The organism is Lachnoanaerobaculum sp. Marseille-Q4761, assembly GCF_017565785.1.
GTDB lineage: Bacteria > Bacillota > Clostridia > Lachnospirales > Lachnospiraceae > Lachnoanaerobaculum.
On sequence record NZ_JAGEKB010000001.1, the window covers coordinates 1,396,566 to 1,421,788 of the forward strand.

General features: G+C 37.6%; 21 protein-coding genes. 13 read left to right on the forward strand and 8 right to left on the reverse strand.

What is annotated here, in order from left to right; translation table 11 throughout:
• Window positions 1–130 precede the first annotated feature (130 nt).
• The 5 genes from J4O15_RS06440 (at window position 131) to J4O15_RS06460 (ending at window position 5,538) form a co-directional block, all read left to right on the forward strand.
• Window positions 131–988, forward strand: coding sequence for an AraC family transcriptional regulator (locus tag J4O15_RS06440; protein ID WP_009220042.1), 858 nt, complete (start codon window positions 131–133; stop codon window positions 986–988).
• Between the two features lie 298 nt (window positions 989–1,286).
• Window positions 1,287–2,636: an ABC transporter substrate-binding protein gene (locus J4O15_RS06445; protein WP_208100112.1), complete on the forward strand. Its 1,350-nt coding sequence runs from the start codon at window positions 1,287–1,289 to the stop codon at window positions 2,634–2,636.
• A gap of 55 nt (window positions 2,637–2,691) precedes the next feature.
• Window positions 2,692–3,579 (forward strand): carbohydrate ABC transporter permease, encoded by an 888-nt coding sequence (locus J4O15_RS06450; protein WP_009220044.1) that lies wholly within the window; start codon window positions 2,692–2,694, stop codon window positions 3,577–3,579.
• Window positions 3,580–3,581: 2 nt separating this feature from the next.
• Window positions 3,582–4,415 carry a carbohydrate ABC transporter permease gene (locus J4O15_RS06455; protein WP_009220045.1) on the forward strand — a complete coding sequence of 278 codons (834 nt, stop codon included), beginning with the start codon at window positions 3,582–3,584 and terminating at the stop codon, window positions 4,413–4,415.
• Window positions 4,416–4,431: 16 nt separating this feature from the next.
• Window positions 4,432–5,538, forward strand: a complete 1,107-nt coding sequence (locus J4O15_RS06460; protein WP_208100113.1) for a Gfo/Idh/MocA family protein — start codon at window positions 4,432–4,434, stop codon at window positions 5,536–5,538.
• A gap of 114 nt (window positions 5,539–5,652) precedes the next feature.
• Here J4O15_RS06460 and J4O15_RS06465 read toward each other — a convergent pair whose 3' ends face one another.
• The 6 genes from J4O15_RS06465 to J4O15_RS06490 form a co-directional block, all read right to left on the reverse strand.
• Complete coding sequence (locus J4O15_RS06465; RefSeq protein ID WP_009220047.1) at window positions 5,653–6,996, reverse strand: uracil-xanthine permease family protein; 1,344 nt, start codon at window positions 6,994–6,996, stop codon at window positions 5,653–5,655.
• Between the two features lie 19 nt (window positions 6,997–7,015).
• Window positions 7,016–7,957: a carbamate kinase gene (gene arcC / locus J4O15_RS06470; RefSeq protein WP_208100114.1), complete on the reverse strand. Its 942-nt coding sequence runs from the start codon at window positions 7,955–7,957 to the stop codon at window positions 7,016–7,018.
• A gap of 121 nt (window positions 7,958–8,078) precedes the next feature.
• Window positions 8,079–9,278 carry a knotted carbamoyltransferase YgeW gene (gene ygeW / locus J4O15_RS06475; protein ID WP_208100115.1) on the reverse strand — a complete coding sequence of 400 codons (1,200 nt, stop codon included), beginning with the start codon at window positions 9,276–9,278 and terminating at the stop codon, window positions 8,079–8,081.
• A gap of 122 nt (window positions 9,279–9,400) precedes the next feature.
• Entirely contained in the window at window positions 9,401–10,729 is a 1,329-nt protein-coding gene (locus tag J4O15_RS06480; RefSeq protein WP_208100116.1) for a YgeY family selenium metabolism-linked hydrolase, read from the reverse strand.
• 35 nt (window positions 10,730–10,764) lie between these two features.
• Entirely contained in the window at window positions 10,765–11,958 is a 1,194-nt protein-coding gene (dpaL, locus tag J4O15_RS06485; RefSeq protein ID WP_208100117.1) for a diaminopropionate ammonia-lyase, read from the reverse strand.
• 37 nt (window positions 11,959–11,995) lie between these two features.
• Window positions 11,996–12,658, reverse strand: a complete 663-nt coding sequence (locus J4O15_RS06490; RefSeq protein WP_208100118.1) for a helix-turn-helix transcriptional regulator — start codon at window positions 12,656–12,658, stop codon at window positions 11,996–11,998.
• A gap of 305 nt (window positions 12,659–12,963) precedes the next feature.
• Between J4O15_RS06490 and J4O15_RS06495 the strand changes: the two genes are divergently transcribed.
• Entirely contained in the window at window positions 12,964–13,485 is a 522-nt protein-coding gene (locus J4O15_RS06495) for a hypothetical protein (protein WP_208100119.1), read from the forward strand.
• A gap of 68 nt (window positions 13,486–13,553) precedes the next feature.
• Here the strand turns inward: J4O15_RS06495 and tadA are convergent, their stop codons facing one another.
• Window positions 13,554–14,021, reverse strand: a complete 468-nt coding sequence (tadA, locus tag J4O15_RS06500) for a tRNA adenosine(34) deaminase TadA (protein WP_208100120.1) — start codon at window positions 14,019–14,021, stop codon at window positions 13,554–13,556.
• A 173-nt stretch (window positions 14,022–14,194) separates the two neighbouring features.
• On the opposite strand from tadA, the gene J4O15_RS06505 reads away from it, so the two are divergent.
• The 6 genes from J4O15_RS06505 to J4O15_RS06530 all read left to right on the forward strand — a co-directional run bounded on the left by J4O15_RS06505 (window position 14,195) and on the right by J4O15_RS06530 (window position 23,495).
• On the forward strand, window positions 14,195–14,890 hold the full coding sequence (locus J4O15_RS06505) for a response regulator transcription factor (protein WP_009220055.1): 696 nt from the start codon (window positions 14,195–14,197) through the stop codon (window positions 14,888–14,890).
• A gap of 1 nt (window position 14,891) precedes the next feature.
• Complete coding sequence (locus tag J4O15_RS06510; protein ID WP_208100279.1) at window positions 14,892–17,186, forward strand: sensor histidine kinase; 2,295 nt, start codon at window positions 14,892–14,894, stop codon at window positions 17,184–17,186.
• A 149-nt stretch (window positions 17,187–17,335) separates the two neighbouring features.
• The gene (gene ftsH / locus J4O15_RS06515) at window positions 17,336–19,147 is read left to right on the forward strand and encodes an ATP-dependent zinc metalloprotease FtsH (protein ID WP_208100121.1); all 1,812 of its coding nucleotides are present in this window, start codon (window positions 17,336–17,338) and stop codon (window positions 19,145–19,147) included.
• A 233-nt stretch (window positions 19,148–19,380) separates the two neighbouring features.
• On the forward strand, window positions 19,381–20,010 hold the full coding sequence (locus J4O15_RS06520) for a TetR/AcrR family transcriptional regulator (RefSeq protein WP_009220058.1): 630 nt from the start codon (window positions 19,381–19,383) through the stop codon (window positions 20,008–20,010).
• Between the two features lie 2 nt (window positions 20,011–20,012).
• Window positions 20,013–21,749 (forward strand): ABC transporter ATP-binding protein, encoded by a 1,737-nt coding sequence (locus J4O15_RS06525; RefSeq protein WP_208100122.1) that lies wholly within the window; start codon window positions 20,013–20,015, stop codon window positions 21,747–21,749.
• Window positions 21,750–21,758: 9 nt separating this feature from the next.
• Entirely contained in the window at window positions 21,759–23,495 is a 1,737-nt protein-coding gene (locus tag J4O15_RS06530) for an ABC transporter ATP-binding protein (RefSeq protein ID WP_208100123.1), read from the forward strand.
• Window positions 23,496–23,591: 96 nt separating this feature from the next.
• On the opposite strand, the gene J4O15_RS06535 is transcribed toward J4O15_RS06530, so the two are convergent.
• Window positions 23,592–23,807, reverse strand: coding sequence for a BrnA antitoxin family protein (locus J4O15_RS06535; RefSeq protein WP_208100124.1), 216 nt, complete (start codon window positions 23,805–23,807; stop codon window positions 23,592–23,594).
• 266 nt (window positions 23,808–24,073) lie between these two features.
• On the opposite strand from J4O15_RS06535, the gene prfB reads away from it, so the two are divergent.
• Window positions 24,074–25,208 (forward strand): peptide chain release factor 2 gene (prfB, locus tag J4O15_RS06540; protein WP_208100125.1). Its coding sequence is split into 2 segments (ribosomal slippage): window positions 24,074–24,148 and window positions 24,150–25,208, totalling 1,134 coding nucleotides; the frame shifts between segments, so codons are not numbered across the junction.
• Window positions 25,209–25,223 lie beyond the last annotated feature (15 nt).

A 25,223-nucleotide genomic window follows, 5' to 3' on the forward strand; every position in this document is an offset into this window, starting at 1 on the left:
ACTTTGTACAAAAACAGTGTTAATATAGAAAAAAACACCTTATTATGGTATATTTAAAGCATTATAACAGCTGTGAATATTATATTCAGTAGATATATGTACAAAGATCAAGAAATAAGGGTGACTGCAATTGTTTGACAATATAAGATTTAATTTTTTGTATATCGATACATACTCTTTCGGCAAAAACTGGGTGTATCCGGAAAGCACGGTGCCATACAATATGCTTAGATATATAGAGTCGGGGAGCGGAACTTTTTTTATAGACAATGAAGAATTTATTGTAGGTAAATCCCAGATAGTTTATATACCGAAAGGGAGTAAACTATCATGTTATACGACGGGAAATATTTTTTCATTTACAAGTATCAGATTTACAAATTCGGTATATTTTGAGGGGGGAGATTTTTTAAAGGATTATTACGGCATTCCAAATGTGATGGACGGAGCGGAGGAAAAAGTCTTTTTCGAGAAAATATACCATTATATAAAGGACGAAGATCCTGCAAGAATGTTTTTTGTAAGAGGTTATATGGAACTTTTGATAGGCAGTTTAATATCAAAGGTGAGTAGGATGAATCCTGAACAGGCTATGAAAATTAAAAGGTCTGAGGAGTATACATCTGAGAATTTGGTGAGTAGAATAAAAAAGGCAACAACAAAAATAGACAGCAGGATACAGACAGTGCTGGATTATGTGATTTTACATCCGTTTGAGGAATATACACCACAAATACTTGCGGATATGGCTGATTTAAGTAAGCAAAGATTCAGTTCATTGTTTAAGGAACAGCTGGGTAAATCGCCAATGGTTTATATAAAGGATCTGAAACTGACAACAGCGGCAAGAAAACTTCTTGTAAGTAATGCATCCATAAATGATATAGCCTACAGTACAGGATATAAAGATCCCAACTATTTTATCAGAGAATTTAAGGAAGCATTCGGCTATACTCCAAGACAGTATCGTTTAGCTGCAAAAGAATAATTTGAGCATTATGTGCTATTTATAAGTGTTAAGCACAAAAAAAAATATAAAAAAACAGGTGTTTTCTTGTTTATTTACATAGAAATGCCTGTTTTATTTTCATGTAAGAAAATAATGGAATGTTCAAAATTTAACTAAATAAGATTATTTAATAAGTGTATTATGCTACTATTGAGACTATACTTTATAGAAAAACAACAAAAAATATAATATAATAACGCTATCAATAACATTTATCACAAATGAGCGTATAAATATTTATTATTGTGATAAGAACATAAAACTTAATGGAGGCAATATGAAGAAGAGATTTTTAAGCGGATTATTAGCAGCAGTGTTAGCGGCATCATCACTTGCAGCCTGTGGAGGCGGTCAAAATACTAAAACAAATGAAGCGAATACTCAGACTGAGGAGGCTAAAGAGCTGGAGGGTGAAATTACATTCTGGCATTCATTTACACAGGGGCCAAGACTTGAGGTTATACAAAAGGCGGCTGATAATTTTATGCAGGAGAACCCGAAGGTTAAGATAAATATAGAGACTTTCTCATGGGGGGATTTTTATACAAAGTGGACTACAGGACTTGCATCAGGTAATGTACCTGATATGAGTACAGCACTTCCAAGCCATGTAGTGGAGATGATGGATTCAGAAGCGGTAGTTCCTTTGGATGATCTTATTGATAATATCGGCAGAGACAGATTTGCAAAAACTGCGCTTTCAGAGGGTGAAAAAGATGGAGCCTGCTATTCAATACCTTTATACTCACATGCGCAGGTTATGTGGTACAGAAAGGATCTTCTTGAAGCAGCCAATCTTGAAGTACCGCAGACATGGGAGGAGTTTGCAGTTGCTGCAAAGGCTCTTACAAAGGACGGAGTATACGGATGCTCTTTCCCATGCGGCTCAAATGATTTGATGGCAACAAGATTTTTAAACTTCTATGTTCGCAGTGCAGGCGGAAGCCTTTTAACAGAGGATTTAAAGGCAAATCTCACAAGCAAAGAAGCTATAGACGGAATAAATTTCTGGTTGGATATTTATAAAAACTGTTCACCACAGGATTCTGTGAATTATGCAGTACTTGATCAGGCGAATTTATATTATCAGGGAAAGACGGCATTTGACTTTAACAGCGGATTCCAGATTTCGGGTGTTAAGACAAACTCACCGGATTTGGAGAGCCAAATCTCATGTGCATTACTACCTAAGATAAAGGCTGATGATCCTGATTATGGTGCTGAAACATCCAATATTCCAATGGTGGTATGGGCAAAATCAGAGCATCCTGAAATATGCAAGGCATTTATGAAAACATTGTATGATACTGAAACATATACAGACTTTTTAGCTGCGACTCCGGTAGGAATGCTTCCGGCAATAACCGGTATCTCAGATTCGGAAAAATACAAATCAAATGAAACTGTTCAGAAGTTTGCTAAGGAAGAGGAAGTAATTTCCAAGGCAGTACAAATGGGTACGGCAATCGGTTTTGAACATGGCCCAAGTGTACAGGCAGGTCTTTTAACATCGCAGGGAATAATTGAAGGAATGTTCCAGGATATCATAACAAATGGTACAGATGTAAACACCGCAGCCAAAACTGCTGAAGATAAGCTAAATGAGATATTTGAATCAGTACAATAATGAAACCTAATGCCCCGTTTGCTATCGGGGCATTTTTTAGAAAGGAGGAAGCTTGATGCGAGATAAGATAAAAGCGAATTATTCAAGATGGTTGTTTGTACTGCCCGCCTTAATAATTGTCGGAGCCTTACTTATTTATCCTATTTTTTCAAGTTCGTATTTCAGTTTGACAACTAAGCATTTGACAAAGCCGAATTATAAATTTATAGGATTAAAAAATTATATTTCAATACTTTCGGACTCCAATTTTTATAAAGCATTTTTAATTTCTATAATGTGGACGGTATTTTCCTTGCTTGGACAAATCGCCATAGGATTTAGTGCAGCATTGGCATTACACAGAGTAAAGCGTTTTAAAGGAGTCTACAGGATATTGCTGATTATACCTTGGGCATTTCCGTCAATAGTAATAGCGCTTGCATGGAAATGGATTCTAAACGGTGTATCAGGATTTATTCCAAATTTACTTATGAATCTGGGATTTACTTCAAGCCTGCCACAGTTTTTAAGTGACGGAGGTCTTGTATTCGGAACACTTATATTTATAAATATATGGTTCGGTGCACCGATGATAATGGTCAATGTATTATCTGCACTCCAAACCATACCTACAGACCAGTACGAGGCGGCTCAGATTGACGGGGCAAGCAAATTGCAGCAGTTTAAACATATCACATTGCCACATATCAAGGTGGTTGTAGGACTGCTTGTGGTCTTAAGAACAATTTGGGTTTTTAATAACTTTGACTTGATTTATTTGATAACAGGAGGCGGACCTGCAAATGCAACTACAACAGTACCTATATATGCCTACAACATGGGCTGGGGTACAAAGCTGCTTGGCAAATCATCAGCGGTAACAATGCTGTTGCTTATGTTCTTGATGATTATCTGTACGCTGTATTTTAAGGTCATAGACAGATGGGAAAAGGAGAATAAGTGATAATGGGAAAGATTAAAGAAAAAATCGGAAGTATAGTTTGTCATTTTTATCTTATTATTTTATCAGTTATTGCATTCTTCCCATTGGTATGGGTAATACTTTCCTCGGTAAAGGCATCAGGGGAGTTGACTTCCAACCCGACTTCTTTTTTACCTAAGGAATTTACTTTAGCTAATTATAAGAATGTAATAGATAATCTGGGATTTGCGGTTAATATCGGAAACAGCTTGATAATCGCTTTGATTACCACAGTTATTGCAATAACGGTATCCTCTATGGCGGCATACGGCATAGTAAGGTTTTTCCCGAAGTTTGGAAATATTATGTCAAGAGTTTTGGTAACGACATATATGTTTCCGCCTATACTTCTTGCCATACCGTATTCCCTTGTAATGGCAAAGATAGGACTTACAAATACAAGAGTCGGTTTAATAATAGTATATTTATCATTCAGTGTACCTTATGCGGTATGGATGCTGGTGGGATTTTTTAAAACAGTGCCGATCGGTATAGAAGAGGCTGCAAGAGTGGACGGGGCAAATAAGCTTGTTACTTTTGTGAGAATAGTATTACCTCTTGTAGCTCCCGGTATAGTGGCAACTGCAATATATACATTTATCAATGCGTGGAATGAATTTTTATACTCATTGATTCTTATAAACAGTACAAATTTAATGACGGTTTCAGTAGCTTTGAAGTCTTTACAGGGTGCGGAAATCCTTGATTGGGGAAGTATGATGGCTGCATCTACAATAGTTGTTATTCCATCCGTGGTATTCTTTACATTTATACAAAGATATATTGCAGGCGGTATGACTGAAGGCTCAGTAAAATAAAATGGAGGTTTTTTAAATGGACAGAATTGGATATGCACTTGTAGGAACAGGATATTTCGGTGCGGAGCTAGGCAGAATAATGAATGAGCAGGAGAATGCAAAAATAGTTGCAGTTCTTGATCCGAATAATGCCGAGGAAGTAGCAAAAGAATTAAACTGTGATGTTGAAACGGATTTGGATAAATTATACAGTAGAGGAGATGTTGATGCGGTTATTGTTGCCTCACCCAATTACTTACATAAGGAGCCTGTAATAAAGGCGGCAGAGCATGGTGTTCATGTATTCTGTGAAAAGCCTATAGCACTTTCTTACAATGATTGTGATGAGATGGTAAGAGCCTGTGAGGAGCATGGTGTAAGACTTATGGCAGGTCATGTTATGAACTTCTTTAAGGGTGTAAGACATGCAAAGAAGCTTATCAATGACGGAGTTATAGGAGATGTGCTTTATTGTCATTCCGCAAGAAACGGATGGGAAGAGCCGCAGGAGAGTATAAGCTGGAAAAAAATCCGTGAAAAATCCGGAGGACATTTATATCATCATATACATGAGCTTGACTGCATTCAGTTTATAATGGGTGAGCCTGAGAAAGTAACAATGATGGGCGGAAATGTAGCACATCAGGGTGAGGAATTCGGTGATGAGGATGATATGCTTTTTATAAGCCTTGAATTTCCCGGTAAAAAGTTTGCAGTGCTTGAATACGGCTCGGCATTTCGTTGGCCACAGCATTATGTGCTTATACAGGGTACAAAGGGTGCCATAAAGATCGATATGTATGATTGTGGAGGTACTTTAAGAGTAGGAGATAAAGAAGAGCATTTCCTTGTACACGAGACAAAGGAAGAGGATGATGACCGTACAAGAATTTATCACGGAACAGAGATGGACGGTGCTATTATGTATGGAAAGCCGGGTAAGAAACCTCCTATGTGGCTGCACAGTATTATGAAGAATGAAATGAAATTCTTTAATGATGTAATGCATGGGGCTAAAGTCAGTGATGAGTTTATGCCTCTTCTTACAGGAAAAGCTGCCAGAGCGGCTATTGCGACAGCTGATGCGCTTACAATATCAATTAATGAAGACAGAAAGGTAAGCTTATCAGAGATCAAAAGATAGATATAAACCGTTTAATTAATTTAAAACGGATTTTATATAATACTTTATATTTCCTTAAAAAAGCTCCCACCCGAAATCGGGTGGGAGCTTTGCTATGATTCAAATTATAAATTATTATTTCTTACCTTCCTGTGATTTTGGAAGAAGGATATTTAATAATATAGCAACAATAGTTGCAACTACTACAGGGCTCTTACCGAAGATGGTTGTGAATGCCGGCGGGAATGCAGACAGTGAATCCTGCGCCTGTGAAAGACCGACACCGAGAGCTACTGCAAGTCCGACAATAGATGTGTTTCTAAAGTCCATCTTCTCTGTGAAGATAAGCTTCACACCTGTCATTGCTATTGAAGCAAATACAGAGATTGTAGCACCGCCAAGTACGCATAACGGAATAGTGGTAAGCAGTGCGGAGAACTTAGGTATAAGACCCGCTATAAGTATTACAACACCTGCAAGTCCGAGTACAACTCTGTTTATAACCTTTGTTGTAGTTACAATACCTACATTTTGTGAGTATGTAGCTGAAGGAAGTCCGCCAAGAAGAGCACCGATAATGTTTGTGATACCGTAACCCATAATACCGCTTCTAAGCTCGTCACCTGTAGGCAGTCTGTCCATAGCACCGCTTGTTGTAGCTGTGAAGTCACCGATAGCCTGAATAGAGTTGATAGCAAACAAAAGTCCGATTGCTACACAAGCAGCAGGCTCAAATGTTATTCCGAAGTGTAAAGGCTGTGGAAGTGAGAACACACCTGCACTTGCAACAGATGAGAAATTGATCATACCTGTACAAAGAGCTATTATATAACCTATAATCATTGCAATAAGGATTGAGGCAAGTTTTACAAGGCCCTTTCCGAAGTTGTTTAATGCTATAACTATAATAAGTGTTATTAAAGCAATTGCCCAGTTTTGTATTGAACCGTAGTTGTCTTTACCTATACCGCCTGCCATATAATTTACAGCAACTGAGTAAAGTGAAAGACCTATAGTAAATACTACAGTACCTGTTACAAGAGGCGGGAAGAACTTCTGAATACTCTTAACAAAAAGTCCTACTATAATGGCGATAATACCGCCAACTATCTGTGCACCAAGTATTGCGGAAATACCGGAAGTACCTGCAATAGCTGTCATACTCGGAACATATGCAAAACTTATACCAATAATCATAGGAAGCTTTGCACCGATCCTAAAGGTTTTGGTACCTATACCGAATAACTGTAGGAATGTGGAAAGAGCTGAAACTACAAGTGAAACTTGTATCATAATTACTCTATCAGCTTCAGAAACACCGGCAACGTTTGCCACGATAATAGCAGGTGTAATACAACCTACAATCATTGCAACCACGTGCTGAAGTGCGAGTGGAATAGCTTCTGAAAGCTTTGGAAATCCGTCTGATTCAAATATAGAAGCATACTGCTTCTGGCCTGCATTTGCTGAATTACTCATATTATCAATACCTCCCCGATCAATCTACAATTCTTGTACCTGTTTTGCCGTTAATTGCATCTTTAGCTTTTTCAAGCAATGTTATCATAGCAGTTTTATTTTCACCTGAAGCAGCAAAATCTACTGCGGCAAGTACTTTTGGAAGCATTGATCCCGGAGCGAACTCTCCGTCATCAGCATACTTTAAAGCTTCAGCTGTGCTGAGCTTATCTAACCATTTTTCATTTTCTGTGCCATATCCGATGGCAACTTTTTCTACAGCAGTAAGGATAATAAGTGTATCTGCGCCTACATTTTTTGCAAGGAGTGCAGCAGCAGCATCCTTATCTATTACGGCAGGAGCACCTGAAAGATGCTTACCGTTTGATACTACAGGGATTCCGCCGCCACCGCAGCAGATTACAACCTGACCGTTGTCCGCCATTGACTTAATAGCTGACAATTCAATGATTTCCTTTGGTGCAGGAGAAGCAACAACTCTTCTGTAGCCTCTTCCGGCATCTTCTTTTACTATCCAACCTCTGCTTCCGGCAGCTTCAAGAGCCTCATCCTTACCCATGAACTTTCCGATAGGTTTTGTAGGGTTCTCAAATGCCTTATCATTTTCATCCACTCTTACCTGAGTTACAACTGTAGCGATAGGCGGAACTTCAAGATTTCTGTTTAAGAACTCCTCATGAAGCGCATTCTGGATATCATATCCGATATAAGCCTGGCTCATTGCAACACAAACTGAAAGTGGAGTTGAATCAGAGTCGGTATTATGCGCATACTCTGTCATGGCATTATTTATTACACCGACCTGTGGACCGTTTCCGTGAACGATAAGAACCTCATGGCCATCTTCAATCAAATCTACGATAGCCTTTGCAGTAGTTTTTACAGCTACCATCTGCTCTTTTAAATTATTACCTAGGGCGTTACCACCAAGAGCGATTACAATCTTGCTTTTGAATTTCATATAAATCTCCCCTTTTTATTAGGATATAGTTTACAAAGATAAAGGGGCAGTATAGCCTGCCCCTTTGTATAGGCAATAAAATTATATTGCCAAATTCATTAAGACTCTTAGGCCTTATTTATTATTTTTCTGAAAAGATTCTGTCCTGTCCACGTGCCTCAAGCTGCTCTAAAACCTTAGCAGGATCCTTGAACTTCTCAAGTAAGATCATAGCTGCGATTACATATGGCTTAAAGCTTGCCTCTTTGTAAAGCGGATCTCTGTATCTGTCAAATACTGAAGCATCAACCTCGCCTTCCTTACAAGAAACGCCTGTGATATCAGCAGGTAAGCAGTGAAGGTAAAGAGCTTTACCGTCCTTTGTAAGCTTCATCATTTCTTCTGTACATGCCCAATCCTTGTGGTTAGCGTTCTGAGCTAAGAGCTCCTTCTCCAATGCCTTGATACCTTCTGAATCACCCTCTGCATAAAGATTTGTTCTCTTCTCCATTGCAGCAAATGGTGCCCAAGACTTTGGATAAACGACATCAGCATCCTTGAATGCTTCCTTCATATCATTTGTAACTGTGAACTTACCGCCACATGCAGCTGACTGCTTCTCAGCCTGCTTAACAACGTCAGGCATAACCTCATAACCTTCCGGATGAGCTAAAACAACATCCATACCGAGTCTTGTGAAAAGACCGATAACACCCTGTGGAACTGAGAGCGGCTTACCGTAAGACGGTGAATAAGCCCAAGTCATAGCAAGTTTTTTACCCTTAAGGTTTTCGATACCGCCAAGCTCATGGATTACATGTAATGCATCAGCCATACACTGTGTAGGGTGATCGATATCACACTGAAGGTTTACAAGAGTAGGTCTCTGCTCAAGAACGCCGTCCTTGTATCCTGCCTCAACAGAGTCTGCAACTTCGTGCATATATGCATTACCCTTACCGATGTACATATCATCTCTGATACCGATGATATCAGCCATGAATGAGATCATGTTAGCTGTCTCACGAACTGTCTCACCATGAGCGATCTGTGATTTACCCTCGTCAAGATCCTGAACCTCAAGACCTAAAAGGTTACAAGCTGAAGCGAATGAGAATCTTGTTCTTGTTGAGTTATCACGGAAGAGTGAGATTCCAAGTCCTGAATCGAAAACCTTTGTAGAGATATTTCTCTGTCTGAGGTCACGAAGTGCATCAGCAACTGTCCATACAGCATTAAGCTCATCATCTGTCTTTTCCCATGTAAGGAAGAAGTCGTTCATGAACATATCCTGTGTTTTGAGGCCTTTTAACTTTTCAACTAAATTTTTGAAGTTTGACATATTTTTCTCCTTATTTAACAAAGCGTTACACGCTTAAAATTTTAATATATTTTTTATAGCTTGTGCAAATGTTCAACCATCCGGGCAAAAGCTCGGTGGTTAAACATGAATATTATTTTAAATTAGTCACAGTAGTAAGCAGGAAGAGCCGCATAGAATGCTGCACAAGTTACAAGGTCTTTCTTCCATGTGATCTCGTTTGGAGCATGAGCCTGTGCCTCGGCACCCGGTCCGAATCCTATTACAGGGATACCGTTTCTACCCATGATTGAAACACCGTTTGTAGAGAATGTCCACTTATCAAGAAGCGGTCTTACCTCACGCTCAGGTGTAGTCTTAGCATTACCGATTCTCTTATCGCCAAAGAGATCCTTGTAAGCTGCTACAGCACTTGTACAAACCTTATGATCCTCTGGTAATACCCATGTTGGGAAGTAGCACTCGATAGGATATACAACACCTGTAAATGAAGGTCTGTCATAGTTGTACATACTTACAACTACATCATCACCATACTTCTTAACTGCAGGAAGCTGTCTGATTTCCTCAAGACATGACTCCCATGTCTCACCAACAGTCATTCTTCTGTCAAGAGATACTGCACATGAGTCGGCAACTGCACAACGAGAAGGTGATGTGAAGAAGATCTGTGAAGCTGTAACAGTTCCTCTGCCAAGGAATCTAGCCTCTTTCCACTGATCATTGTACTTTGGATTAAGCATCTTTACAAGTCCTCTGATCTCTGTAGACTCTGCATCACCGTTGTTGTTAAGAGCACGAACATCTCTTAAGATATCAGCCATCTTGTAGATAGCATTGTCACCTCTGTCAGGAGCTGAACCGTGGCAAGAAACACCCTTAACATCGATTCTGATTTCCATACGTCCTCTTTGACCTCTGTAAAGACCACCGTCTGTAGGCTCTGAAGATACTACGAACTCAGGTCTGATCTTATCCTCATGATAGATGTACTCCCAGCAAAGACCGTCACAGTCCTCTTCCTGAACTGTACCAACCACCATTACGCGATACTTATCATTAAGAAGTCCAAGATCCTTCATGATCTTTGCAGCATATACTGCAGAAACTGTTCCACCAAGCTGATCGGAAACACCACGACCACCGATTTCTTCCTCGTCCTCAAATCCCTCATACGGATCAAAGTTCCAGTTATCTCTGTTTCCGATACCTACTGTATCGATATGTCCGTCAAATGCGATGAGAGTCTTTCCTGTTCCCATGAATCCCATAACATTTCCCTGTGGATCAACCTTAACCTCATCAAAGCCTACCTTCTCCATCTCAGCCTTGATAGTAGCAACGTGAGCAGCCTCGTCAGATGACTCACCCGGATTAGCAACGATAGCACGAAGGAAAGCTGTCATATCAGCTTTGTAGCCTTCAGCTAAAGATTTAATCTTCTCTAACTCTTCACTTGATAATTTACCCATTGTATTGTTCCTCCTTAAATATAAATAACTATATCTTATCTTTCTTTAGCTTCCCAGATAATATTTCTCCAACGCTGTGGATCGGTGTCGCCCTCAGTTGAGAAAAGTAATACCTTAGAATCCTTAGTTAAGTTTAGTTTCTCTCTAAGCTCCTTGTACTCATCATCCATCATGATAGTAGCAAGTGCACCAAATGGTGCAGCACCTGACTCACCTGAAAGTACCTGAGTATCTCCCTTTAAAGGAGCATTAAGCATACGCATACCTCTTGCAGCCACAATATCTTCAGCAGCTATAAAGCATGTCACATGATTTTTTAATATATCCCAAGATGTGATATTTGGCTCACCGCAAGCAAGACCTGCCATGATTGTATCCATATCTCCATCTACTATTCTTATCTGACCGTCTGCCGCAACAGCACCCTTGTAAAGACATGCAGCAGCCTCCGCCTCAACAACTACCATAACCGGTGGGTTGTCCTTATACTTGTTGGCAAAGTAACCAACCATTGCACCTGCAAGTGAACCTACACCCGCTTGAACAAATACATGAGTCGGTCTCTCAGCAAACTGAGCATCAGCCTCAAGAGCCATAGTACCATAACCTTGCATTATCCATGCAGGTATCTTCTCATAGCCTTCCCAAGCTGTATCCTGAACTACAACACCATGCTCAACTCCGGCAGCAAGCTTTGCAGCCTCACGAACACATTCATCATAGTTTACATCAGAAATCCAAGCATCAGCACCTTCAGCCTTGATATTGTTTAATCTGGTTTCTGTAGAACCCTTTGGCATGATAATTACTGATTTTTGATGTAATTTATTTGCTGCCCAAGCTACTCCACGACCATGGTTACCATCTGTAGCAGAGAAGAATGTAGCAGGTTTGAATTTCTTTGCAAACTCATCGGATGTAAGAACTGAATAAGGTAGTTCCGATACATCTACATTCATCTCATCAGCTATGTACTTAGCGATAGCATAAGAACCGCCAAGAACCTTAAATGCATTCAAACCGAATCTGTAAGACTCATCCTTTACCTTTACTGTTCCAAGTCCCAGGAACTCAGCCATTTCCTTTAAATCTGCCAATGGTGTTTGAGTATACTGTGGAAAGCTCTCATGGAATTCTTTCGCTTTTGTTACTTCTTCCACAGACATTATTGGAAGATTGGCATCCTCTGTTTTGGGCATATTGTTTAAGACCCATTTTAGTTGTGACATGAAATTTTAAACCTCCTAAATTTTTAGCAAAATGCTATTATTCATCCACTGTTTTTGCCTGTTCAATATAGCTGTACAGTGTGAATTTACTAATTCCAAAAAATTGAGAAATCTTGTCCCCTGACTTAGTTATAAGAAAAGCGCCGGCATCTTGTAAAAACTTTATTGCCTTAATCTTTTCATCCTTTGTCATAAGGGCAGGTGTTTTTCCCACAATCCTTACGCTTTGTTCGATCAGATTTTCAAGCAAATCATTTACACTAAGTGGGATTTGTCCATAAACGTCTTCCTCGGCAGTTTCAAAATTTTCAACTATACTTGCGAGTGTTGATTGAGCGTTTATGAAATTTGTCATATCATGGTTTATACCGAGGATAAATCTGTATTTTCCGGTTTCATCCTTTAAAAAGACGGTAGAAGATTTTAGAATCCTTCCATCGGTGGTATGTGTTCTGTAACCAAGGTGATCACTTACATTTTCACCTTTTTTCAAGGCTTCCAAAGTTCCAAGAACTATCTTTGAAGCACCGTCACCGATTTTTCTTCCCGATACATGACCATTAATGATATAGCAGATAGTGTGCTCTAGATCGTCAGCTTGTAAATCATGAATACAGACTTCACAATCACTGCCAAAATGTCTGGCTATACCATGTGCAATCATTACCAAAGATTCTAAAGTCAAATCATCTCTATTCATAAAATCACTATTGCCATTCCTTTATTATTAGAATGCCTAAATTTTTTTTAGGTATCTATAATATAGCACCTTTAGTAGAGTAAATCAATAGTAATCTAAAAAAAATTTAGGTAAACAAAAATATTATAAGTGCAAATAAAAAATATATATTTTAGTTAAAAATTTACAAATGAAAAACGACTTTAAAGAAAGAAAAAAATAGATGATAAATATTAAAAAAAATGGAATATCTAAATTTCAACTGTACATATCGTTATAAAAAAAATATAATAATAGCCGAAATAAATTAGATAGAGGAAATGCTTATGAAGAGATTTATATTGGTATTATCCTGTCTTTTTATGGTTGGATGTAATAGCACCAATAAAGTTGATGAAGTTAATGCCAATGGTGAAAAGGCAGGTAATAAAAGTAGTATAGTGGCGGAGAGCTCTACATTTAATGAATCGGAAAGCGAAACACTAAAGGATGACGGGGAGATTGACTTTGACCTCAGTATTATGGGAGCCGACATGGTTTATGCAACGATTTATCAGATGATGATTGATCCTCACACCTATGAGGGGAAAAGATTTAAAATAAGAGGAAACTATTATTCGTCATATAGTAAGGATAAAAATGAATATTATCATTTTTGTATGATAAAGGATGCGGCTGCCTGCTGTGCGCAGGGATTGGAACTTCTTTGGGAGGATGGGAAGATGAATCTGCATGAAGGCTGCCCGGAGGAGGATGCCATGGTTACCATAGAGGGAGTCTTTGAGACATATGAGGAAGGACCTAATACCTATGGAAGGATTGCAAATGCAAAATTGGTAGATGAGTAAAATTATGGGCGGACATTTTAATATGGTAGAAAAACCGATATTAAAATTGTCTGCCCTTTTTATTTATATTATTTTTTATTCTCCCTTAATGCCTTAAAAAAGGAAGTTAAAAGAGAAACACATTCACTGTGAAGAGGTTCATCTATAAGACTTATCTCAGTTTTATGATTAAAGCCGTCGGTTTGCAAGATATTTATTATTGAGCCTGCACATCCCGCCTTTGAATTCATGGCGCCGAGTACGACTTTTTTTATTCTTGACTGGATTATGGCACCGGCACACATAGGGCAGGGCTCGAGCGTTATATACATGGTACAATCCTCAAGTCTCCAATCTCCAAGCTTTTTACATGCTTTTTTTATTGCAATAATTTCAGCATGAGAGAGTGTACTCTTGTCCTTGTTTCTTCTATTATATCCTCTTGCTATTATCTTATCTTCAAAAACAATCACACAGCCTATAGGAACATCGCCTATATCTCCGGCTTTTTTTGCCTGCTTTATGGCTTCTTTTAAAAAAAATTCATCTCTATTCATATATTTCCTTTATAAGACACAAAAAATTAACACTTTAGGTTTATAATTATAAAACTACAAAACTGTTAGAAAATATTCATTTTTTTATATTAAAACAAATGGTATAATATAATGAGTTATATTTAAAACTAAATCAAAATAAAAATTAAGTCAAGATATTAAAAGGTGGAACTATGGAATTAATATTGGTATGTGATGATGACAGGGAGATAGTGGACGCAATAAAAATCTATCTTTCAGGGGAAGGCTTTGAAGTTCTTACAGCCTATGATGGAGAAGAAGCTATAAAATTGATGGCAAAAAACAGGGTGGACCTGCTTATAATAGATATAATGATGCCTGTACTTGACGGAATAAGAGCGACAATGAAGATAAGAGAGAACAGTACGGTGCCTATTATAATGCTTTCCGCAAAATCAGAGGATGCAGATAAGATACTGGGACTTAATATAGGTGCGGATGACTATTTGACAAAGCCTTTTAATCCTTTGGAGCTTGTAGCAAGGGTAAAGAGTCAGCTTAGAAGATATAAAAAGCTTGGAAATATATCAATACCGGAGTCACAAAAGGTGGTAGTAGGTGATTTGGAGATAGATGATGAGACAAAAGAGGTCACTATAGCCGGAGAAATGATAAAACTTACACCTATAGAGTATAATATACTTTTATTGCTCGCAAAAAATGCCGGAAAAGTATTTTCTATTGATGAGATATATGAGCAGATTTGGAATGAGGAGGCTATTGGGGCTGATAATACCGTAGCGGTACATATAAGACATATAAGAGAGAAGATAGAGATAAATCCTAAGGAACCAAGATATTTAAAGGTGGTTTGGGGAGTAGGATATAAGATTGAAAAACAAAACTGATATGGATAAAAATATGTTTTTGTCAAAGAAAAAAATGAAGCTATGGGCAAGCATATTGCATCTGATAGCATTTATTTTTTTTGTCACAGGTATTTCAATTATCTTTTGCAATGAAAATTTCAATAAGGGACTTTTGTGGATGAATGCGGAGAATTATGATGATTCGCCTTTATTTATGTCACAAGTGGATTCTGATATTTCATTGCTTTTTTCGTATGCAAATTTAAAAAATATTTTTGAAACGGATGGAAAATTTGATATAAATAAGGACATCTTCGGACTGAATATGGGACCGAGTAATGATGTGGATTTTACAATTGGCTCCATCATAGAATATGCCAAAAGACATGGATACTATATTGATGAACATTTTCACTTAAGTATTACGGATCAAAAGCTTGTGGATCAGCTTGTGGATCAGATAGAAGATACATCCTATTTTGTAAATTACAGAACATATGCGGACAGCTCGGGTATAGCAGAACCCGGAGACGGGTATATAAGTATGAAGACTGCCATAACTGAAAGTCTGGGTTTACTTGCAATATACTATAATGCCTATGAGAGATTTGTTTTGGCACCGTCAAATTTCAGATATAGACTGGAATATGGCGAGGAAGTGTATACAAATGACAGATCTTTGAATATAAAAAGTGTATATGAATATGGAAAATATGTTATAACCTCTTCTCAAGGTATGGTGGTGGATACAAATCTTAGAACTGTACCGAAAGAGTTGTCTTATTATGCGGAAAAACTTACGGATAAGCTTTCAAAGCCATATAAAATATATATTGCAATAAATACGGTATATACAGCCACAGATATATATGCAGTGGGAAATCTAAACTATTTAAGTCAAAGAAGACTGTATGTTATAGGGCTGGTATCCGTAACCATAGGCATGATAGTGATGGCGCTAAGCCTTGCATATCTTGTTATTTTCAGCGGACACAGTGACGGCAGAAGTGATATAAAGCTTAATAATCTCTTTGATATAATACCTTTTGAGGTAAAAATTTTACTGCTTATTTTTGCCACGGTTATTTCTTTTACAGCCAATAATTTTATAGGTCAAAGAGTGGTGCATATATATATAGAAAAAAAACATTGGAACTTTGCAGACCAAATGTTAAATTATGCATCCATATATCTGATATCACTGCCCATAGCATTCTCTGTATTAAGAGAATATAAGGCAGGACTTCTGTGGAAAAATTCTTATACCAAGATTATTAAAGAAAGCTTTTCACTTCATATGTTTAGAAGGAGCTTTAAGAGAAAACTCTGTTCCAATTTCCTGATACTGATTTTGGTGGATTTCGTAGCCATGGCGTTTTTCCTGCTCACAACGATAAATGAGAAAAGCCTTTTGGGAAGATTGATTATATTTATCTGTTTTATATTGTTTTTGATTATCAATTTCATTGTATTTAACAGAGTATATAAGACCGCCATTGCATTTGATCAGATTGCCGAGGCGATAAAGGAGATAGCAAACGGGGATACAAGATACAGATTGAAAGAGGATGAGTTTAGCGGAAGAGAGGCAAGCGTAGTAAAGGATCTGAATAATATCAGTAAGGGATTTCAGGGCGCTATAAACGATCAGGTAAAGAGTGAAAGACTGAAAGCCGATTTGATCACAAATGTTTCTCATGATATAAAAACACCTCTTACCTCAATTATAAATTATGTGGATCTTATAAAGAGGGAAAAACCGGAAAATGCGAAGATACAGGAGTATTTGGATATCTTATCCTTAAAATCCCAGCATTTAAAAAATCTGACTGAGGATCTGGTGGAAGCAAGTAAGGTTTCAAGCGGCAATATCTCGGTGGATTTAAGGGATATTGATTTGGTGGAGATGATAAATCAGACCAATGGAGAATTTGAAGAAAAATTTAGTGAAAAGGGCTTGAGCATTATATCAAATGCCCCCTCAAACGGAGTGAAGATAAGGGCGGACGGCAGACATCTGTGGAGAGTGTTGGAGAATTTATATAATAATGCTTTCAAATATGCGGCAAAAAATTCCAGAGTCTATATTGATATACTGGCTGACGGGAAAATCGCCACATTTATTATAAAAAATATTTCTGAAAATCCTTTGAATATGAGACCGGAGGAACTTACCGAAAGATTTGTAAGAGGTGATGTATCAAGAACTACAGAAGGCAGCGGATTGGGGCTTTCCATAGCAAAGTCATTGACCATGCTGCAGGGTGGAAAGTTTGATATAATTATTGATGGTGATCTTTTTAAGGTTCAAATAGAATTTGAAAAAGTGGAATAGTTGATTATAAGGTTAAGTTGCATACAATTTAACCTTATAATTTTGCTTGACTGCTAGCACTCGGTATGGTATAGTGCTAACAACAGTTGCAAAAGATATTTGTCTACATATTCAGAAATGAATTTAGATATATTGGAAAAGGAGGCAATATGGTAGAAGATCCCAAAAACAGAAAGCCCTTTATTTATTATTATATTGTAGTATTTATAATAATGACGGCAATAAATTTTATGGTACTTCCGTTTATAAGAGAAGGTCAGGTAAAGGAAGTGGGCTATAACACATTTATGTCCATGACTGAGAATAAAGAGATATCAAAAGTTGATATACAGAGTAATCAAATACTTTTTAAATCAAAGAATGATAATGTGGTGTATAAAACAGGATTGATGGATGATCCCGGGCTTACAGACAGACTGCATAATGCAGATGTTGAGTTTTCAAGCGAGATAGTAAGAAAAGATACTCCGTTTATGTCGGCAATTATAAGCTGGATTATCCCGCTTGGAATATTTTATTTTTTATGGAACAGAATTTCAAAGAGAATGTTTGATAAAAACAGTGCAAACTCATTGATGTTTGGAAATATGGGCAAATCGGGAGCAAAGGTTTATGTAAAATCATCAGAGGGTATAAAATTTGATGATGTGGCAGGTGAAGACGAGGCAAAGGAGAATCTTACGGAAATAGTGGATTATCTGCATAATCCCAATAAATATAAGGATATCGGAGCTTCAATGCCAAAGGGAATACTTCTTGTAGGCCCTCCGGGAACAGGTAAGACCATGCTTGCAAAGGCGGTTGCAGGTGAGGCGAATGTACCATTCTTTTCAATGTCGGGTTCCGAGTTTGTTGAGATGTTTGTAGGTATGGGAGCTTCCAAGGTAAGAGATTTGTTTAAGCAGGCAAAGGAGAAAGCCCCATGCATAGTATTTATTGATGAGATAGACGCTATAGGTAAAAAAAGAGACGGTCATATAGGCGGAAATGATGAAAGAGAACAGACTCTAAATCAGCTTTTGACTGAGATGGACGGCTTTGAGGGAAATTCAGGAGTTATAATACTTGCGGCGACAAACAGACCTGATGCACTTGATCCCGCACTTACAAGACCGGGAAGATTTGACAGGCGTGTACCTGTGGAACTTCCTGATTTAAAGGGAAGAGAAGAAATACTCAAGGTTCATGCAAAGAAAATAAAGCTGGCAGATGATGTGGATTTTAAAATCATTGCAAGGATGGCATCGGGTGCTTCAGGTGCGGAACTTGCAAATATTATAAATGAAGCGGCACTGAGGGCGGTCAGGGATAACAGAAAGTTTGTTATTCAATCCGATTTGGAAGAGAGTATAGAGGTGGTAATTGCAGGATATCAAAAGAAGAATTCTATTTTAACTGATGCCGAAAAGTGGAGAGTATCCTATCATGAGGTGGGGCATGCACTGGTTGCGGCAAAACAGACAAATTCCGCACCGGTTACCAAGATAACTATTATACCAAGAACCTCAGGTGCACTTGGATATACTATGCAGGTGGATGAGGGCAATCATTATCTGATGACAAAATCGGAACTTGAAAATAAAATAGCCACACTCACAGGTGGAAGAGCTGCGGAGGAAGTAGTATTCGGTGATGTTTCCACGGGAGCATCAAATGATATTGAACAGGCTACCAAGCTTGCAAGAGCTATGATTACAAGATACGGAATGAGTAAAGACTTTGATATGGTCGCACTTGAGACTGTTACAAACAGGTATCTTGGGGGAGATACCTCACTGGCAGCCTCGGCGGAAACTGCGGCTATAATAGATAGGCAGGTAGTGGCATTAGTAAAGGAACAGCATGAGAAAGCTGCTCAGATACTTATGGAGAACAGAGAAAAGCTTGAGGAAATATCCCGTTTCCTGTATGAGAAGGAAACTATCACAGGTGATGAGTTTATGGAGATATTAAACAGATAATATAAATTAAGATGGGAAGCAATGAAAACGGTTTTATAAAAGATTGCTTTGCATTATATAATTATTATTTTTGAATAAGAAAGAGGTATGGCAACAGTCATATCTCTTTTTTGATTTTATAAAGAAAATACATCATAAAAATCCACATTAATTTTAAAATTGCAGCTTATTTTTAGTTTACATTTTTCCATAACAGCGTTATAATAACGGTGTTATAAGAAATGGAGAGACTTATGAAAGATACGGATATTGAATTAAAAATACTTGAAATTGCAAAAAAAGAGTTTATGGAGCAAGGATATATGAATGCTTCCATGAGAGTTATTGCTGAAAAATCAGGATGTACTACGGGAATGCTTTATAGCAGATTTGCCGATAAGAATAAGATTTTCAGTATTCTGGTAAAAGAGGGGGCGGATAAACTTCTGTACGGTTTTAAGAATAAGCTTGATATGTTCGGAAAATCATCCCCGAAAGAACAGATATCCTCCATGCACAGCTTTTCGGAGCAGGGAATGGAGGAAATAATGGACATAATATATGAATACTTTGACAGCTTTAAGCTGATAGTATGCTATGGATTCGGTTCAAGTTATGAGCATTATGTAGACAATCTTGTAGATATGGAGGTGGAGAGCAGCATTAAATTTATGGATGTGCTTAGGGAAGAGGGCTACATTGTCCGGAATATAAGAGTGGATTTGTGTCATATGCTGGCAAGCTCTTTATTAAACGGAATCTTTGAGACCGTTGCACATGATTTTGACAAGAATGATGCCATAGAATATGTAAACAGTCTGCAGGATTTTTATGCAGCCGGCTGGGACAGATTACTTGGATTAAAATATGATGAGGAGAATTGAGTATGAAGAAAAGATATGATTTTACATGGTTAAAAAATATCATTAAACAAAAGAGGGGATGGTATATTATATCTGTAAGTGCGGCAATACTTGGAGTATTTTTTGCGATGGCACCTTATTTTATAATAGGTAATATAATGGTCAATCTCTTGGAGGGAGTAAGGGATTATTCGATATATCTTAATTTATGCCTGGTTATAATGATTGTCTGGATTTTTAGAATATTATTTCATAATATATCAACATTTATTTCGCATAAAATAACTTTTGCAATGCTTGCCGATATAAGAAAAAATCTCTGTGAAAAACTTTATAAACTTCCATTGGGCTATGTAAAGGATATTCCGTCAGGCTCACTAAAAAATATCATAGTTGAAAGAGTTGACAGCATGGAAATCACTCTTGCACATATGATACCTGAGCTTACAGCCAATATTTTAGGACCTGTATGTATAGTGATTTATTTGTTTTTCCTGGATTGGAGAATGGCATTGGCATCCCTTATAACTGTTCCCGTGGGCATAATTGCCTATATGGGAATGTTTAAAAATATGGATGAAAGATATAATAATACTATAGTAAAAACAAAGGTGCTAAATGATACCGCCGTGGAATATATCAATGGTATTGAGGTAATAAAGGTATTTGGAAAAGCGCAGAGTTCCTACGATAAATTTGTGCTGGCTGCCAAGGAGGGAGCTGATTGCTTTATAGAATGGATGAGGGAGTGTATCCGGTATTCGGCTACGGCAATGTCTTTGCTGCCTGCAACCTTGGTAGGAATTTTGCCGATAGGAGTATATCTTTATAATAAGGGAAGTCTTTTAGGTCCTGTATTTGTACTTATTATTATACTGTCCTTTGGAATCGTAGCACCGCTTATTACATGTTCGGCTTTTGCAGAGGATCTTGCCAAGGTAGGCACTATTATGTCTGAAATCAGCAGTGTGATGGAAGAAAAAGATATGGAAAGGCCTAAAAATTCCGAACGCAAGTTAGTGAATGCTAATGTAGAGCTTAGGGCTGTTCGCTTCGGCTATCATAAAAAAGAAGTTTTGCATGGTATCGATATGAAAATAGATGACGGAAATGTTGTGGCACTTGTAGGTCCAAGCGGAAGCGGAAAGTCTACAATAGCAAAGCTTATAGCAGGTCTGTGGGATACCCTTGAGGGAAATATTTTAATAGGTGGAGTAAATACAAAGGAAATACCCTTAGATGTGCAAAATAAATTTATAGCCTATGTATCACAGGACAATTATTTATTTGATTTGAGTATAAGAGAGAATATAAGGCTTGGAAATCCGAAAGCAAGTGATAAAGAGGTGGAAGAGATTGCTAAAAAAAGCGGATGTCATGATTTTATAATGAATCTGAGTGACGGATATGAGACTGTTGTAGGAGGTGCCGGCGGACATCTATCAGGTGGTGAAAGGCAAAGAATTTCTATAGCAAGGGCAATGTTAAAGGATGCAAAGCTTATAATCCTGGATGAAGCTACCGCATATACCGATCCTGAAAATGAGGCATTGATACAATCAGCTGTAGCAAAGCTGTCAAAGAATAAAACAATGATTGTGATAGCTCACAGATTAAGTACTATAAAGGATGTGGATAAAATATATGTGATAAATGACGGAAAAGTGGAAGCTGCAAATACTCATGATGAATTATTAAAGAGCAGTAAACTTTACAAAGATATGTGGGAAGCACATATAGAAGTAAAAGACAGGGCATAGGAGAAGAGTATGATAGAAGTATTAAAAAAGTTTTTTGATTTTTGCGGAAGTGTAAATAAAAAGAAATTTTATATATCTATAGTGCTGGGAGTAATGATGGCTTTCCTTGAAGCTTTGCGTATACCTGCAACCTATGTGGTGATAAAGGCAATAGTAAGGGGAAGTGTAAATACAAATACCGGCTATATAAGTTTGGGGATTTTACTTATAAGTATAGTTTTTACCATAATAGTAAAAGCAAAAACCACAATGTTGCAGACAGAGGCCGGATATGGTACCTGCGCAAATAAGCGTATAGAGATTGCGGAACATATGAGATATATTCCTATGGGATATTTTAATGAAAACAGTTTGGGATATATTACCTCGGTTACTACAAATACCATGGAGGCTTTGGCGGATGTTGCGACAAAGGTAGTTATGATGACCACTCAGGGACTTCTTACAACTTTACTTATAATATGTATGATGTTTACCTTTGATTATCGTCTTGCTCTTATAGCCGTTACCGGTTTACTTATATTTTTAGCCACAAACAAATATCTGCAGTACAGAGCACTCAGTGTATCTGAAAGCAAGGACAATGCGGACAGAACTATGGTTTCCTCAGTGTTGGAGTATGTGCAGGGTATGTCTGAGATAAAATCATATTCACTGTATGGAGGAGAAAATAAAAAATTGACAGAGGCTATAGAAAATGCCTCAAATGTAAACTTTCAAATGGAAAAAAGACTGCTTCCGTTTATGGCATTGCAGACAATTATTACAAAGGCTACCGGTGTATGTCTGTTGGCGGTTTCCATATATTTTTATATAAATAACAGCATGAGTCTTGAAGACTGTATTATGATGCTTATATGTGCCTTTATGATGTATTCGGCACTTGACAGTGCCGGAAGTTTTTCGGCTCTTATAAGAAGTGTAAATATAGCTATAGAAAAGGCTAATTCCATATTGAAAATAGATCCTATGGATATAAACGGAGATGATATAGTTCCTGAAAACTATAATATAGATTTGGAAGATGTTGATTTTTCATACGATAAAAGAAAGATTATAAATAATATATCTTTACATATAGAGGAGGGAACCACTACTGCGATAGTAGGACCTAGCGGAAGCGGAAAGACCACATTATGCAGGCTAATGGCAAGATTTTGGGATGTCAACAGCGGAAGTATAAAGCTTGGAGGCAAGGATGTGCGTGATTACAGTATGGACTCTCTGATGAAAAACTTCAGCTTTGTTTTTCAAAGCGTTTATCTGTTTGAGGACACTGTTGCAAATAATATAAGATTTGGAAATCCGGATGCAAGTATGGATGAGGTAATAAAAGTGGCAAAGAAAGCATGTTGCCATGATTTTATAATGAAGCTTGACAAGGGTTATGATACTGTGATAGGAGAGGGAGGAGCTTCTCTTTCAGGTGGAGAGAAGCAAAGAATTTCAATAGCCAGAGCTATGATGAAATCGGCACCTATTATAATACTTGATGAAGCCACCGCAAATGTGGATCCGGAGAATGAGAAGGAGCTTGTGCAGGCTATAGAGGAACTGACAAGAAAAAAGACGGTAATTATGATAGCCCACAGATTAAAAACCGTCAGAAATGCGGATAAGATAGTGGTTATAGATGAGGGTAAAATAGTACAGGAAGGAAAGCATGAAGAGCTGATAAAGCAGGAAGGAATCTACAAAACATTTATAAATGCCAGAGAATTGGCGGTAAGCTGGAAGATAGCGTAGGGGATATTATATAGGCGGGCAGTGTACTGTCCGCCTATATTGATATGTTTTTGACTGCTTGTCTAATTCCGGTAAAAAAAATATGGACAAGCTATATCAGTTCCATGATATTTCAAGGTTTCGATTATTGGTAACACAATCTTTTAAATAAAGATTGATTAATGTCTGGTAGGGTATGCCTGTGCTTTCGGCTTTTTCTTTAAAGTATACAATTATATTTTCATCAAGATTTATAGTTACCTGTTTTTTGACAAGTTTTGTATATGGATTTTTTCTTGGATTTAAGTTTTTAATATCATATTCTTCTCTCATCTTAACCTCCTAAATTCCTTCTTCATAAATTTTTGATTCTGATTTTGTCGCCTTTCTATAATTGTATTATAATTATTTAATAATTATATGTCAATATATAAGAGTGAACAGTATCTTATTATTTTTATTTAACGAATAAGTGCATATTAAAATCTATTATAAAGCGGTTTGGTTACACTCACCCTGTTTACATAATCCACAAACTTTAATATAATGTCGTTGATATTCATTTGGATATTTAGAATAATATGAAAGTGGGTGAGCAAATGGTAGAATTAGATGGTTTTAAAACCACATTACAATCCTACGAAAAAATATTGCTGGAAGTGAGGGATTCACTTTGACTTAGACAGTAAGGAAAAAAAGATAATTGAGCTTGACCGTGCAATGGAAGAGCCTTCATTTTGGGATGATCCCAAGGAGAGTACCAAAATAGTGAGAGAGGCAAAGCAGCTCAAGGATACTGTCGAAAAATACAATAAGTTAAAGTCTGAATACGAAGATATAGGAGTCCTTATAGAAATGGGCTATGAGGAAAATGATGAGAGCCTTATACCTGAAATAGAGGCTATGCTTGAGGAGTTTACAAAGGAAATAGATGCTTTAAAAATAGCGACTCTTCTTACAGGGGAATATGACTCTTCAAATGCTATTATGAAATTAAATGCAGGTGCCGGAGGTACGGAATCCTGCGACTGGTGCTCAATGTTATACAGAATGTATACAAGATGGGCGGCAAAAGAAGGCTACACTGTGGATGTGCTTGATATACTTGACGGTGATGAGGCAGGTATAAAATCAGTCACATTGCAGATAAACGGCTTGAATGCCTATGGCTATCTTAGAAGTGAGCATGGTGTGCACAGACTTGTGCGTATTTCACCTTTTAATGCGGCAGGAAAGCGTCAGACCTCATTTGTTTCCTGTGATATTATGCCGGATATTGAAGAAGACCTTGATGTGGATATCAATCCGGATGATTTAAGGATAGACACTTATCGTTCATCAGGTGCCGGAGGTCAGCATATCAATAAGACTTCTTCAGCAATAAGAATCACACATATCCCTACAGGTGTGGTGGTACAATGTCAGAACGAAAGAAGTCAGTTCCAAAACAAGGATAAGGCTATGCAGATGCTTAAAGCAAAGCTTTTTCTTTTAAAGCAGCAGGCAAATGTTGAGAAGCTTTCGGATATCAGAGGTGATGTGAAGGACATAGGCTGGGGAAATCAAATTCGTTCCTATGTAATGCAGCCCTATACAATGGTAAAGGATCACAGAACCGGAGCGGAAAGCGGAAATGTAACTGCGGTAATGGATGGAGATATTGACAAGTTCATTATTGCATACCTTACCTGGCAAAGTCTTGGATGCCCTGCAAGAAATGCAGGGGATGAATAATTAAGAAATAAAGAA